Here is a 12,256-nt window from a genome sequence, read left to right on the forward strand (position 1 = left end):
CCTGTACGAACAGGCCTGTTGTTCGCGGCACGGACGACGTAGCTTGGCCTCACCCCGCTACCTCGGGCCCGTCGCCCACCACGACGAGGACCAGGATCAGGACCACGGACAGGACGAGGACCATGACCACGCACACGACCACGACCCCGTCGCGGCTCCGCCGCCTCGCACTCCCCTTCGTCGGAGCGATCGCACTCACCGTCGCGCTCATCGCCCCGGTGTCGCCGGCATCGGCCGCCGGTGCCGTGCCGAAGGGCAGCCCGTACCTGCTGTACACGGCGAGCATCAGCGCCAACGGCACGGGCACCGGCTACTCGTCGTACATCAACGTGCACGACGCCCACAACAACGCGTACTCGTTCGGGATCCAGTCGGACAAGGGCTCCCCGCAGAGCAAGGGCAAGCCGCGTTACATCTGGGAGCGCGTGCAGAACGGCAAGTTCACCTACGGCTACCTGGGCCTGGCCACCAACAAGCTCACCCCCATCGGCATGCGCTGGTACAAGAACGACGTCGCGACGATGATCGTGAACCACAAGACGATCGGCACCCTCAAGCTCAACCTCGACGGTCGCCTGTTCTTCAACGCCGAGGCCAACGCCCGCCTGAACGGTGACGTCGTGCACTCGACGGTGCAGAACACCCGCATCACGGTCGGCGACCGCAAGTCGAACACCGGCCTGAACGGCAAGTGGGACACGAGTTTCTCGTTCCACGGACTGAAGGCGAAGCAGACGAACAGCCCGCGGGTGCAGGGCGCCAGCTTCAAGATCGACGGCCGCGTGACCGGGCTGCCCCGCGGCGGCAACTGGGACACCGCCCAGGTCTCCGGCATCGGGATGATCGCCCAGAAGTGGTGACCGACGCGACGCGGTGAACCGCACACGTCCCCGGCGGCCTGACCCGCACCCCGACTCCGGTCGGCGTGCGGGTCAGGCCGCTTCGGCGTCGTGGGCGTGGTCGTCGAGGGGCGGCGCGGGGTCCCAGGGGGCGGCGTCCTGTTCGAGGACGTGCTCGGACGGCCCCGCGGGCTCCTCGCCGTCGCCGGGCGGCGGTGCCCCGTGGACCCCGTCGACGTCGCCGTCACCGTCACCGTCACCGTCCGGACCGTGCTCGGTCGCCGGTGCGTGGTCGTGCGAACCGTCCGGCTCCGCCCCGTGGTCGGACCCGTGACCGGCGCCGTGCCCCGCCGGGTCGCGGACCTCGCCGGTGCGGGGGTCCACACCGCGCAGGCCACCCTGCCCCGAGGCACCGTCGCCGACCTGCCGCGGCACTCGCAGCCAGTTGCTGATCCCCCACGCGAGGTCGTGACCGATGCCGTCGGCGTCGATCTCGACCGAGGTCCCGCCGCGACCGTCGCGTTCCCACGTGCGGATGCGGACCCGGCCGGCGACGACGATCCGGTCGCCCTTCTTCAGGGACTTGTACACGTTCGACGCGAGCGACCGGAACGCGGTGACGGTGTACCAGTTGGTGGCGCCGTTGACCCAGGCGGCGGTGGCCCGGTCCCAGCGGCGCGAGGGTGAGGCGAGTCGGAGACTCGTGATGGCGATGCCGGTCTCGGTGACGAGGTGCCGGGGCTCGGTGGCGACGATTCCGCAGACGGTGATGATGTCGTTCATGCGTCGATCGTCACGGAGCCCGGGGCCGCGTCAGCGACCCCGGGCTCGATCTGTGGCGTGTGGACCCGATCAGGTGACCTGTGGAGGACGAGTCCCCCGAGCCTCCTGTCCGCACCCGGTCAGTGTGCTCGGAACTCGGGCCGGGCGGCCAACGGTCCGAGCGCGGCGTGGACCGCGCCCTTCGCGGACTCGAGGGACGGGTACGGCCCGCCCGCCCGTCGTCGTCCGTAGAGCTCGACCTGGAACCCGTCCGCCGCGCGGTGGATGCTGCCCACCGCTCCGGCCGGACCGATCGCAACCCAGGTTCCCGTGTTGTCCGTCATGTTCGAACCACCTCCTTGTGGCCCTGCCGCCCCGGGGTCAGGACGCCAGGATGTACTGACTGTAGGCCTTCCGCACCTTGTTCACCTTGGGCAGCGCGACTGCGAGGCAGTAGCCCTGCCCGGGGTTCTTCGCGAAGAAGTCCTGGTGGTACTCCTCTGCCGTGTAGAACGTCGAGAGCGGCTCGATGGTGGTGACGATGCCGCCGTCCCAGATGTCCGACGCCCGCTCGATGGCGCGCTCGAACAGCTCGCGCTGCGCGTCGTCGGCCGGGAACATCGCCGAGCGGTACTGCGTGCCGACGTCGGCCCCCTGGCGGTTCAGCTGCCGTGGGTCGTGCAGCGTGAAGAAGACGTCGAGGATCACGTCGGCCGGGATCACCGACTCGTCGAACGTCACCGCGACCGCCTCGGCGTGCCCCGTCGTCCCGGTGCACACCAGTTCGTACGAGGGCTCCTCGACCCGTCCGCCGACGTAGCCGGACACCACGTCCTGCACACCCTGGAGCGTGCGGTACACGGCGTCGAGACACCAGAAACATCCACCTGCGAGCACGAACGTGGTCATGGGCACAACCTCTCTCCGGGCTGCCCGTGCAGCCCCGTCGTTCCTCCACAAGAGTGTGCGCGGGGACCCTGTTCCCCAGATCGGACGGCACTCCTCGGCGTGTCGGTGGTCCCCCGTAGCGTCGGCACCACACCGACCAGGAGGCCAGCGATGCAGACCATCACCGAACCCGCACTGCGGATCCGCACCGTCCCGCTGGCCCGCGCCCGGGGCGACTACCGTATCCTCGACGTCCGCGACGACCTGAGCCGGGTCACCCGGGCCAACGGAGAGATCGTCGGGTACGTCGACCGCATCGACGTCGCCGGTGACACCGCCTACCGTGCCCGCCGGTACGTCGCGACCGAGCGCCGGTTCGTCGAGCTGCCGAGCGTGTGGTCCGCCGACGACGCCGTGGACACCCTGCGCTGGTCATGATGTTCCACATTGGAATCATCTGCACCGGGATGCACGGAACGCCGTCCGGCCTCCCCGACGCCTGACCGTTCCGTGGGTATGGTGCGCGCATGGACTGGTGGAACGACCTGACCGACTGGACTTCGTCCGACACGGGTTGGCGGGTGCTCTCGGGCGCTGTGATCCCCTTCGTCGCCATCGTCGTGGCGGGCGTGATCGCGGCGCTCATCGGGCGCAGCGCGACCAAGCGGGTCGTGGCGCTCCAGGAGCGGGAATCGAAGAACGCGGCCGTCGCCGCGATCCTGACGGCTGCGCGCAAGGCAGCGGCGTGGGGATCGCTCGGACACGACGAGCGTGCGTACGCGGACCACCTCGCCGAGGACGCCGACATCCGGCTGCGCCTGCTCCCCGTGCAGGGTGCGCCGCTGGCCGCCAACTGGGCCCAGCACGAGATCGCCGACATCAAGAAGAACTCGTCGACGTTCAGCTTCCAGGCGGACCAGTCCCTCGCCGAGTTCCGTGACCGCCTGCTCGACTGGCAGGCGCGACCGAGCCGTGCGCGCAAGCTCTTCAAGGCCGACCTCGAGCGCTGGAAGTTCGAGTCCCCGGACCCCGACGCCGACCTGATCAAGCGCCAGCAGGACTGGAACGCCGACCAGGCCGAGCCCCCGCGCACGCAGGCGCAGACACCAGCCCCGGCAACGGCTCCGGCTGCGGCTGCGGCCGCTCCCGCCGAGCGTCCCACCCCGACGACGACCTCGCTGCGTCCGGCCCAGCGCCCCGCGTCCGCACCCTCGACCCCTCCGACGCCGGCCGCTGCCGCAGCCGGTGCTGCAGCCGCAGCCGGTGCTGCCGCGCCCGCTGCGTCTGCCGGGGCCGCCGGCGGGTCGACCCCGTCGTTCTCCGTGAACCGTGGCGCGGGCACGAACCCGAACCGCGGCAGCGCCGACCAGAACGCCACGCGCTCCTTCGGTGACAACACCACCCGCGTCTACGGCGACGACGAGGCTGCACCGCCGGTCCGTCCGGCACTCGGCACCCCGACCTCGCCCGCCCGCTCCGTCCAGGGCCGCGGCACGGACGACACCGAGGTCGTGGACGACGACCGCGCCACGCGGGCCTTCGGCGATGCGAGCGCCACTCGCGCGTCCGGCGACGCCGGTGCCACCCGCGCCTTCGGTGACTCCGACCGCGCTCCGCGGAACGACCGTCCGTCCTCGTCCGACCGCCCCGTCGCGACGCCCACCGCGGCCGACGCCCACGTCAACCGGGCGCCCGCGAACGACGTCCCGCCCGCATCGGCACCCCGGGTCGACTCCCCCGGCGCGACGAACACCACGTCCGTCCCGACGCGTCTGAACCAGGCCCCCGCCGAGCCCGCGGACGCGAACGAGACGTCGGAGGCGCCGTACACGCAGCCGATCAGCGCCGCGGAACTCCGACGCCGCGCCGCGGACGACGACGAGTAGCCACCCCCACGACGAGAACAGGGCCGCCATCCGGAGAGGATGGCGGCCCTGTTCGTCTTCGGCGCCCCCGGCAGGAATCGAACCCGCGGCACGGTGGGTAGAAACCACCTGCTCTATCCACTGAGCTACGGAGGCGAGCAGCGTCGATTGTAGCGGCGAGCGGCCACCGGACGCTCGACGCGCGCCCCGCCGCGTCTCCGTGACAGGACCCGGCGGTCGCCCAACGGTCGGCCGCCGTCTGCCGCCCGTTCCCCTCCGCGACACCCGCGCTTCGTAGCGTCCGGAGCATGCGCACCACCGGTTCCGTCCTCGCCGTCGTGCCCGCACGTGCCGGGTCGAAGGGGATCCCCGGCAAGAACCTCCGCACGGTCGCGGGCCGTTCGCTGGTCCGTCGGGCGGTCGAGTCGGCACGACGTGCCACGCGCATCGACGAGGTCGTCGTCACGACCGACGGTGACGCCATCGCTGCCGAGGCGGTCGCCGCCGGTGCCGCCGTGGTCCGCCGTCCGGCCGAGCTCGCCGGTGACGAGGCGTCCTCGGAGTCCGCCCTGCTGCACGTCCTCGACGCGATCAGCACCCCGTTGCCCGAGGTCCTCGTCTTCCTGCAGGCGACCTCGCCGTTCATCGACCCGGCCGACCTCGACGCCGCCGTCGCGCGCGTGGTCGACGGGCACGCCGACGCGGTGTTCGCCGCCACGCCGTCGCACGCGTTCCTGTGGCGGACCGCCCCGGACGGCACCGCGGTGGCGGTGAACCACGACGCTGCGACCAGGCCCCGCCGCCAGGACCGGGAGCCCGAGTACCGCGAGACCGGCGCCTTCTACGTGATGCGGACGGCGGGGTTCCTCGAGAACCGGCACCGGTTCCACGGCCGCGTCGAGCTGGCCGTCGTCGACGGCGCCGGCGCGATCGACATCGACGACGAGGCCGACCTGGCCCTCGCCGAAGCCCTCGCCGAAGCCCTCGCCGAAGCGCCCGCACCCACCACGACCCGAGACCCATCCCCGACGCGGGCCACCCCCGCACCGAACGGAGCACCATGACCGTCACCATCGGTACGTCCACGATCGGCGCGGGCCACCCCGCGTACCTCATCGGCGAGATCGGCCTCAACCACAACGGCGACGTCGACATCGCGAAGCAGCTCATCGACGTCGCCGCCGACGCGGGCCTGCAGGCCGTGAAGTTCCAGAAGCGCACCCCCGCGATCTCCACGCCGGAGCACATGAAGAACACCCCGCGCAGCACCCCGTGGGGCGACATGACCTACCTGGAGTACCGCTACCGAGTCGAGTTCGACCGCGACCAGTACATCGAGATCGGTGACCACGCGACCCTCCGCGGGCTCGACTGGTTCGCGTCGCCGTGGGACGAGCCGTCGGTCGACTTCCTCGAGGACCTCAACGTCGTCGCGTACAAGATCGCCTCGGCGTCCGTCACCGACCTCGGCATGCTCGCCGCCGTCGCCGCGACCGGCAAGCCCGTCATCCTGTCGACCGGCATGTCCACGCTCGAGCAGATCGACGCCGCCGTCGAGGCCCTCGGCACCGACCGCCTCGTCCTCATGCACGCGACGTCGACCTACCCGCTGCCGGCCGAGGAGGCGAACCTCCGCATGATCGACACCCTCGCCCACCGCTACGCGGGCGTCCCCGTCGGCTACTCCGGCCACGAGCCCGGCCTGCAGATCTCCATCGCCGCCGTTGCCCTCGGTGCCACGGCCGTCGAGCGCCACATCACGCTCGACCGCACGATGTGGGGATCCGACCACGCGGCATCCCTCGAACCGCACGGCCTGAAGACACTCGCCCGCGACATCCGCATCATCGAGACCGCCCTCGGTGACGGCGTCAAGAGGATCTTCCCCGGCGAGCAGGCACCGCTCGCGAAGCTGCGTCGCGTCGGCGCGTGAGCGGATGCAGTCCCCATCCGACCGCCGGCGAGCAGGCACCGCTCGCGAAGCTGCGTCGCGTCGGCGCGTGACCGGCCCGGTCGACGGGACCAGCGCCCTGGACGCGCCGGCTGACTGCGGTGGGTCGACGGTCGGACGGGAGGCGCGCCTCCCGTCCGACGCGTCACCACGCGTCCGACGCGTGGTCGGCCTGGTCGACACCGACTCGTTCGCGAAGTGGGGCGCCCACCTGCTGGCGAGCGCCCCGGCGGACTGGGACCTGGAGCTGCGCACCGTGGCGACCCCGCGGTCGGCGAGCCCGAAGCAGCTGCGGTCGGCGTTCCGCGGGCTCGACCACAGACTCGCCCACCTGCACCGCGAACCGCCCGCTCCGAAGGACGTCGACGCCGTCGTCGAGGAGCTCCGACAGGACCCGCCGGACGCCGTCCTCGTGTCGTTGATCGGACCGGTGGCCGAGCTCGTGATCGACGAGGTGCACCGGCGGATCCCGGACCGGCCGGTGCTGGTGTCAGGGCTGCCGGGGATCTCGTTCCCGTCGAAGTGGAAGGGCATCTTCTTCCGAGCCCGGGCCGACCTGTTCGTGCTGCACAGCCACCGCGAGGTCCGCGCGTACGAGGAGATGGCGCGCGAGGGTGGGGTCGAGCCGCACTTCGCGCTCGCCACGCTGCCGTTCGCGCGGGGTGCCGGCGCGACCGGCGGTGTCGGAGCCAGCGGCGCGACCGCACGCGACTCCGTCGTCTTCGCGGCGCAGCCGAGTGTGCCCTTCGAGCGGGCCGACCGGGCCCTCGTCGTGCGGTGGCTCGTGGACACGGCGCGGGCGCACCCGGAGTGGCGCGTCGTCATCAAGACGCGCGCTGCGGCCGGCGAGCACCAGACACACCGCGAGGAACACCCCTACCCGGACCTGGTACCCCCGGACGCGCCGACCAACCTCGTTGTGGAGAGCGGCCCGATGGCCGAGCACCTCGACCGTGCGGTGGCGCTCGTGACGATCAGCTCGACCGCGGTGCTCGAGGCGGCGGCGCGAGGCGTGCCCGCGCTCACGCTGACCGACTTCGGGATCGGGCGGCACCTGATCAACGAGGTGTTCGTGGGGAGCGGCCTCGAGGGTGACGCCGTCGACCTGGTCGACGGACGGTTCGGTGTCGTCCGGCCGGAGTGGATGCGGGACAACTACTTCCACCCGGCCGCGGAGGACGACTGGCAGCACCGGCTCGTGGAGCTCATGGCCCGACGGGACGCCGGCACGTTGGTGGACCGAGCACCGGCACGGCGGAGTCGTGGTGGGGTGCTGCGACGCGCGTGGGAGCGGAAGAACGCCCTCGGTGGGGCCGATCGCAGCCCGCTCGGGCTGGTGGCACTGGGCATCGGGGCGCCGATCCGGGGCGCGAAGCGTCTGGCACGACGCGTGCGGGCGCTGGTCGATCCGCCGGAGCCCGTGGTGGTGGCGGCGCCGACGTCGCAGCGTGCGGGGGCGCGGGCCGCTGTGCCCGCGCCGGGGACCGCCGCTGGGACGGCTGCGGCGGCAGCTGCCCCGGCCGCGGCGGCGGCTCGTTCAGAGCGCCTTGGCCACCGCGAGCAGGAGTTGGTCGCGGGTCGGGACGCCGGGTGAACGGAAGACCTCGGTGCCGTCGTCCTGCCGCACGATGATCGTGGGCGTGGACCGGATACCGAGGTCTTCCGCGTCGTCGGGGTGTGCCGCCACGTCGCGTTCGGTCACGGTGAGCCCGGGGACGAGCGCCGAGGCCTCGGCCGACACCCGGCGGGCGGCGGCGCACGGCGCACAGAAGGCGGACGTCCAGAGGTCGAGCTGCATGTGGTCCTGCAACGCGGCGGGTGGGGGTTCTACTCCCGGTCGAACTCGCCGCTGCGGTCGCCGCGGTCCTGCAGGTCGTCGACCGGGTCGGACTCGCCGGGCTCGTAGGTGAACTCGACCGAGATCTGGTCGAGGACCTGGCGGGACTTGGTGGCGCGGTAGGTGAAGGCCGTCTGCAGGCCCTCGACGTCGGCGAACACCGTGACCTCGTCGTCCAGCGCGTCGCTCGTGGCGGTGCGGGTGTCGGTCGTGCCGTCGAAGGGGCCGCCGTGGAAGATCGCGGTGTACTCGTCGCCTTCGTGGATGGTGATGTCGCTCATGCCTCCCTTCTACCAGGCGGTGGCTGGTGCAGTCTGTCGAGCCCGTCATTGCGCCATGCATAGCACGGCTATATAGTTCAGCTATGGAAACACCGCGTGAGCAGACGATCGAGACCCTCCTCGTCTCCGTCAACCGCCTGATCCGCAGCGCCGTCCAGTCGACGGGCAACACCACGTCCACCGCGGTCTGGCGCACGCTCGGCATCCTCGAGACCGACGAACCCCTGCGACTCGGTGAACTGGCCACCGCCTCCCGCGTGGCGCAGCCCACCATGACCCGACTCGTCGCCGGCATGCTCGCCGACGGCCTGGTCAGCCGCAGCGTCGACCCGGACGACTCCCGCGGGCAGCTCATCGAACTCACCGAGGCCGGACGCGAACGGCTCGCTTCCTGGCGCTCCACCCTCACCAGCACGGTCGGTCCGTTGTTCGCCGACCTGACCGACGACGACTGGGACGTCCTGCACCACGCGGCGAACCTGATCGCCCAGCGCACCCGGACAACCCCCAACGGAACGGAGATCCCCGCGTGAACGCCCACGCACCCGCCGGCCAGTCCGGCTCCATCCTCAAGCAGTCGTCCGCGGTCTGGGCGATCGCCTTCGCCTGCGTCGTCGCGTTCATGGGCATCGGCCTCGTCGACCCGATCCTCCCGGCGATCGCGGCGTCCCTCAAGGCGACCCCCGCGCAGACCGAACTGCTCTTCACGAGCTACCTCGCCGTCACCGGGGTCGCGATGTTCTTCACCAGCTGGGTCTCCAGCCGCATCGGCGCGAAGCGCACCCTGCTCATCGGACTCGCCCTGATCGTGCTCTTCTCGGTGCTCGCGGCGACGTCGAACAGCGTGTGGAGCATCATCGACTTCCGCGCCGGCTGGGGTCTCGGCAACGCGCTCTTCATCTCCACCGCGCTCGCGACCATCGTCGGGGCAGCGTCCGGCGGCACCGCCTCGGCGATCATCCTGTACGAGGCAGCACTCGGCCTCGGCATCGCCGTCGGTCCCCTGGTCGGAGGTCTGCTCGGCTCGGTGAGCTGGCGCGGCCCGTTCTTCGGCGTCACGACCCTGATGGCCGTCGCGTTCATCGCCATCGTCGCCCTGCTGAAGACCGGCAGCCTCGAGAAGCCCACGCCGACGAAGCTCTCCGCACCCTTCCGCGCCCTGACCCGTCCGGCACTCGCCGCCCTCGCCGCGACCGCGCTGTTCTACAACATCGGCTTCTTCGTCCTGCTGGCGTACACGCCGTTCCCGCTCGGCTTCGGCGCGCTCGGCATCGGGTTCACGTTCTTCGGCTGGGGTGTCGGTCTCGCGATCACGTCGGTGTGGGTCGCCCCGATGCTCACCGCCCGTCTCCGGCGGACGACGGTGTTGAAGATCGCACTGCCCCTGCTCGCGCTCGACCTGTTCGCCGCGGCCCTCGTCGTGCGGTCCCAGGTCGGCCTGATCATCTGCGTCGTCATCGGCGGCCTCGTGCTCGGTGTCCTGAACACCGTGCTCACCGAGTGCGTCATGGAGGCCACCGACCTCCCCCGCTCCGTCGCCTCGAGCGCCTACTCCGCCGTCCGCTTCATCGGCGGCGCCATCGCCCCGCCCGTCGCGACCCTGCTCGCCGACGCGTACTCCCCCTCGGCCGCGTACGTGTTCGCGGGTGCATCCGTCGCGGTCGCCTTCGTCGTGATCCTCTGCACCACCAGGGTCCTGCGCCGCGTCGACGACGGTCCCGAGCCGGAGCGCGTCGAGGCCGAGGCCATCACCGCCGGCGAAATGGCCTAGTCGCCGAGGCGCGCGGTGGGGGCCTTCCCCCTTCCCCACTTCTCCACGAACGGGCGAAATGCCGGAGTGTCCCCCGTGGGCACCCCGGCATTTCGCCCGTTCGTGCGTCCGCGCGTGCGCTCGCTCGCCCCCTCGTTCCACGCCCTACCCGCGAGCGGGCGAAATGCCCGGCCTCGACCGCAGAGCGACTCCGGCATTTCGCCCGCTCGTGCGGAGCTGGCCAGAACCGTGCGGTAGGCGGGGTGGAGGGCGACCGCCTGGAGGCGCGGGGCGGCCTGCCGGGGTCGCCCCGGGCCTCCAGGCGGTCGCCTGCAGTGCCCGCGGCTTCGTCGCGGACGAGCGGGCGAAACATCCGGGTGCACCCGCAGGGCAACCGCGGCATTTCGCCCGCTCGGCTGGACGCGGGCGGGCGGAGCCGCGACCGCAGCGCAACCGAAGTCGGCGAGCGGGCGGAATACCGCGGTCCCTACGTAGGGCAACCGCGGCATTTCGCCCGTTCGTGGCGATGAGGCGGGATCGGCGCGGCAGGCGGGGTGGAGGGCGACCGCCGGGAGGCGCGGGTCGGCCTGCCGGGGTCGCCCCGGGCCTCCAGGCGGCCGCCTGCACCGCATGCGGCTCGCGTCCCGGACGAGCGGGCGGAATGTCCGGGTGCGTCTGCAGGGCGACCGCGGCATTTCGCCCGCTCGCGCATCCGACGCACGGAACGGGCGGGCACGCGCGGGCGGGCGCAGCGGCACGTACGGGAGGCACACGGGGCGGGAATAGGATCGAGGACATGGCAACCGCGAATGACCGCCTCGTCTGGATCGACTGCGAGATGACCGGCCTCGACCTCGAGGTCGACGAACTCGTCGAGGTGGCCGTGGTCATCACCGACTTCGACCTCGAGCCCGTGCACCCCGGGTTCGACATCGTCATCAAACCGGACCAGTCGGCGCTCGACAACATGAACGAGTTCGTGACGAACATGCACGTCACCTCGGGGCTCATCGACGAGATCCCGAACGGCGTGAGCCTGGCGGACGCCGAGTACCAGGTGCTCGAGTACATCCTCCAGCATGTCCCCGCCGAGGGCTCCGCGCCCCTCGCCGGCAACACCATCGGCACCGACCGTGCGTTCCTGTCGAAGTACATGCCGCGGGTCGACGGGCACCTGCACTACCGCAGCGTCGACGTGTCGAGCATCAAGGAGCTCTGCCGCCGCTGGTTCCCCCGCGTGTACTTCAACGCACCGGAGAAGCACGGTGGGCACCGGGCCCTCGCGGACATCCTCGAGTCGATCCGCGAGCTCGAGTACTACCGCCGCGCCGGCTTCGTCGCCGAGCCCGGCCCGAGCACGGACGACGTGCGTGCCGTGCAGGCCGACGTCGTGGCGAAGTGGGAGTCGCGGCTGGCGCAGCCCGCGGCCGAGTAGCGACACGGGTGGTCCGCACCCCGTCCCGCATGTACTACTATTGAGTGGTCGCGCCGGTCCGCCGGTTCGAACATGGTGGATATAGCTCAGTTGGTAGAGCGCCTGGTTGTGGTCTAGGAGGTCGCGGGTTCGAGACCCGTTATTCACCCCAATCGAGGGAGAGTCCTGTTGCGTGTGACGCAACCGGGGCTCTCCCTCAGTGTTTGTCAGGGCACATCCGGCGCCGTGCGGCTTCGCCGCGAGTGGTCAGCGCGGTGTGGGACGATCCACCCGTGATGGAGATGTCCGCCGACGCGTTCGAGCAACTCGTGACCGACGAACTCGACCTGCTCCCCGACGAGATGGTCGACGGGCTCGACAACGTGGTCTTCGTCGTCGAGGACGAACCGGAGAACGGCGAAGACCTCTTCGGCGTGTACGACGGCATCGCAGCCACCGAGCGCGGACAGTACGGCTTCGGCGAGCTGCCCGACCGCATCGTGGTGTTCCGCAAGCAGCACCTGGCCGAGTGCGACACCGTCGAGGAGCTCAAGGACGAGGTGCACACCACCCTCGTGCACGAGATCGGCCACTTCTACGGCATCGACGACGAGCGGCTGCACGAGCTCGGCTGGGCGTAGCGGCCAGCGACGCGCACCCGGCGGGCGG

At 71.3% G+C, this 12,256-nt stretch carries 15 protein-coding genes and 2 tRNA genes; 11 read left to right on the forward strand and 6 right to left on the reverse strand.

Going from position 1 to position 12,256, the window contains the following annotated elements:
• The first annotated feature begins 122 nt into the window (after positions 1-122).
• The gene (locus DEJ04_RS16575) at positions 123-860 is read left to right on the forward strand and encodes a hypothetical protein (RefSeq protein WP_111033444.1); all 738 of its coding nucleotides are present in this window, start codon (positions 123-125) and stop codon (positions 858-860) included.
• Positions 861-932: 72 nt separating this feature from the next.
• On the opposite strand, the gene DEJ04_RS16580 is transcribed toward DEJ04_RS16575, so the two are convergent.
• The 3 genes from DEJ04_RS16580 to msrA all read right to left on the reverse strand — a co-directional run bounded on the left by DEJ04_RS16580 (position 933) and on the right by msrA (position 2,510).
• Positions 933-1,622 carry a single-stranded DNA-binding protein gene (locus DEJ04_RS16580; protein WP_111047795.1) on the reverse strand — a complete coding sequence of 230 codons (690 nt, stop codon included), beginning with the start codon at positions 1,620-1,622 and terminating at the stop codon, positions 933-935.
• Positions 1,623-1,741: 119 nt separating this feature from the next.
• The gene (locus DEJ04_RS16585) at positions 1,742-1,945 is read right to left on the reverse strand and encodes a hypothetical protein (protein WP_027464651.1); all 204 of its coding nucleotides are present in this window, start codon (positions 1,943-1,945) and stop codon (positions 1,742-1,744) included.
• A 37-nt stretch (positions 1,946-1,982) separates the two neighbouring features.
• A complete protein-coding gene (gene msrA / locus DEJ04_RS16590) occupies positions 1,983-2,510 on the reverse strand; it encodes a peptide-methionine (S)-S-oxide reductase MsrA (protein WP_111033495.1) in 528 nt (175 codons plus the stop codon).
• A gap of 150 nt (positions 2,511-2,660) precedes the next feature.
• Between msrA and DEJ04_RS16595 the strand changes: the two genes are divergently transcribed.
• Positions 2,661-2,927 (forward strand): hypothetical protein, encoded by a 267-nt coding sequence (locus DEJ04_RS16595; RefSeq protein ID WP_017886047.1) that lies wholly within the window; start codon positions 2,661-2,663, stop codon positions 2,925-2,927.
• Between the two features lie 89 nt (positions 2,928-3,016).
• The gene (locus DEJ04_RS18545; RefSeq protein WP_181437865.1) at positions 3,017-4,375 is read left to right on the forward strand and encodes a hypothetical protein; all 1,359 of its coding nucleotides are present in this window, start codon (positions 3,017-3,019) and stop codon (positions 4,373-4,375) included.
• 62 nt (positions 4,376-4,437) lie between these two features.
• On the opposite strand, the gene DEJ04_RS16605 is transcribed toward DEJ04_RS18545, so the two are convergent.
• Positions 4,438-4,510: transfer RNA gene (locus DEJ04_RS16605), tRNA-Arg, on the reverse strand.
• A 152-nt stretch (positions 4,511-4,662) separates the two neighbouring features.
• Here DEJ04_RS16605 and DEJ04_RS16610 point away from each other — a divergent pair.
• The 3 genes from DEJ04_RS16610 (at position 4,663) to DEJ04_RS16620 (ending at position 7,899) form a co-directional block, all read left to right on the forward strand.
• Complete coding sequence (locus tag DEJ04_RS16610; protein WP_111047796.1) at positions 4,663-5,418, forward strand: cytidylyltransferase domain-containing protein; 756 nt, start codon at positions 4,663-4,665, stop codon at positions 5,416-5,418.
• Positions 5,415-6,287, forward strand: coding sequence for an N-acetylneuraminate synthase family protein (locus tag DEJ04_RS16615; protein WP_071405510.1), 873 nt, complete (start codon positions 5,415-5,417; stop codon positions 6,285-6,287). Before DEJ04_RS16610 ends, DEJ04_RS16615 begins: the two co-directional genes overlap by 4 nt.
• 67 nt (positions 6,288-6,354) lie before the next feature.
• Complete coding sequence (locus tag DEJ04_RS16620) at positions 6,355-7,899, forward strand: DUF6716 putative glycosyltransferase (RefSeq protein WP_111047797.1); 1,545 nt, start codon at positions 6,355-6,357, stop codon at positions 7,897-7,899.
• On the opposite strand, the gene DEJ04_RS16625 is transcribed toward DEJ04_RS16620, so the two are convergent.
• Positions 7,843-8,103: a thioredoxin family protein gene (locus DEJ04_RS16625; RefSeq protein WP_027464648.1), complete on the reverse strand. Its 261-nt coding sequence runs from the start codon at positions 8,101-8,103 to the stop codon at positions 7,843-7,845. The two genes, DEJ04_RS16620 and DEJ04_RS16625, sit on opposite strands and share 57 nt — an antisense overlap.
• A 29-nt stretch (positions 8,104-8,132) precedes the next feature.
• The gene (locus tag DEJ04_RS16630; protein WP_071405508.1) at positions 8,133-8,423 is read right to left on the reverse strand and encodes a hypothetical protein; all 291 of its coding nucleotides are present in this window, start codon (positions 8,421-8,423) and stop codon (positions 8,133-8,135) included.
• 83 nt (positions 8,424-8,506) lie between these two features.
• Between DEJ04_RS16630 and DEJ04_RS16635 the strand changes: the two genes are divergently transcribed.
• From DEJ04_RS16635 to DEJ04_RS16655, 5 genes are all read left to right on the forward strand, one after another.
• Complete coding sequence (locus tag DEJ04_RS16635; protein WP_111024208.1) at positions 8,507-8,956, forward strand: MarR family winged helix-turn-helix transcriptional regulator; 450 nt, start codon at positions 8,507-8,509, stop codon at positions 8,954-8,956.
• The gene (locus tag DEJ04_RS16640) at positions 8,953-10,194 is read left to right on the forward strand and encodes an MFS transporter (RefSeq protein WP_111030570.1); all 1,242 of its coding nucleotides are present in this window, start codon (positions 8,953-8,955) and stop codon (positions 10,192-10,194) included. Before DEJ04_RS16635 ends, DEJ04_RS16640 begins: the two co-directional genes overlap by 4 nt.
• A gap of 775 nt (positions 10,195-10,969) precedes the next feature.
• Positions 10,970-11,608 carry an oligoribonuclease gene (orn, locus tag DEJ04_RS16645; RefSeq protein ID WP_071405505.1) on the forward strand — a complete coding sequence of 213 codons (639 nt, stop codon included), beginning with the start codon at positions 10,970-10,972 and terminating at the stop codon, positions 11,606-11,608.
• Positions 11,609-11,683: 75 nt separating this feature from the next.
• A tRNA-His gene (locus tag DEJ04_RS16650) sits at positions 11,684-11,759 on the forward strand.
• A gap of 124 nt (positions 11,760-11,883) precedes the next feature.
• The gene (locus DEJ04_RS16655; protein ID WP_111047798.1) at positions 11,884-12,228 is read left to right on the forward strand and encodes a metallopeptidase family protein; all 345 of its coding nucleotides are present in this window, start codon (positions 11,884-11,886) and stop codon (positions 12,226-12,228) included.
• Positions 12,229-12,256: the final 28 nt, after the last annotated feature.

Source organism: Curtobacterium sp. MCLR17_044 (genome assembly GCF_003234435.1).
Taxonomy (GTDB): Bacteria; Actinomycetota; Actinomycetes; order Actinomycetales; family Microbacteriaceae; genus Curtobacterium; species Curtobacterium flaccumfaciens.

Coding starts and splice junctions, on each gene's coding strand:
- DEJ04_RS16575 (WP_111033444.1), top strand. CDS start 123: ATGACCACGCACACGACCACGACCCCGTCGCGGCTCCGCCGCCTCGCA.
- DEJ04_RS16580 (WP_111047795.1), bottom strand. CDS start 1,622: ATGAACGACATCATCACCGTCTGCGGAATCGTCGCCACCGAGCCCCGG.
- DEJ04_RS16585 (WP_027464651.1), bottom strand. CDS start 1,945: ATGACGGACAACACGGGAACCTGGGTTGCGATCGGTCCGGCCGGAGCG.
- msrA (WP_111033495.1), bottom strand. CDS start 2,510: ATGACCACGTTCGTGCTCGCAGGTGGATGTTTCTGGTGTCTCGACGCC.
- DEJ04_RS16595 (WP_017886047.1), top strand. CDS start 2,661: ATGCAGACCATCACCGAACCCGCACTGCGGATCCGCACCGTCCCGCTG.
- DEJ04_RS18545 (WP_181437865.1), top strand. CDS start 3,017: ATGGACTGGTGGAACGACCTGACCGACTGGACTTCGTCCGACACGGGT.
- DEJ04_RS16610 (WP_111047796.1), top strand. CDS start 4,663: ATGCGCACCACCGGTTCCGTCCTCGCCGTCGTGCCCGCACGTGCCGGG.
- DEJ04_RS16615 (WP_071405510.1), top strand. CDS start 5,415: ATGACCGTCACCATCGGTACGTCCACGATCGGCGCGGGCCACCCCGCG.
- DEJ04_RS16625 (WP_027464648.1), bottom strand. CDS start 8,103: ATGCAGCTCGACCTCTGGACGTCCGCCTTCTGTGCGCCGTGCGCCGCC.
- DEJ04_RS16630 (WP_071405508.1), bottom strand. CDS start 8,423: ATGAGCGACATCACCATCCACGAAGGCGACGAGTACACCGCGATCTTC.
- DEJ04_RS16635 (WP_111024208.1), top strand. CDS start 8,507: ATGGAAACACCGCGTGAGCAGACGATCGAGACCCTCCTCGTCTCCGTC.
- orn (WP_071405505.1), top strand. CDS start 10,970: ATGGCAACCGCGAATGACCGCCTCGTCTGGATCGACTGCGAGATGACC.
- DEJ04_RS16655 (WP_111047798.1), top strand. CDS start 11,884: ATGGAGATGTCCGCCGACGCGTTCGAGCAACTCGTGACCGACGAACTC.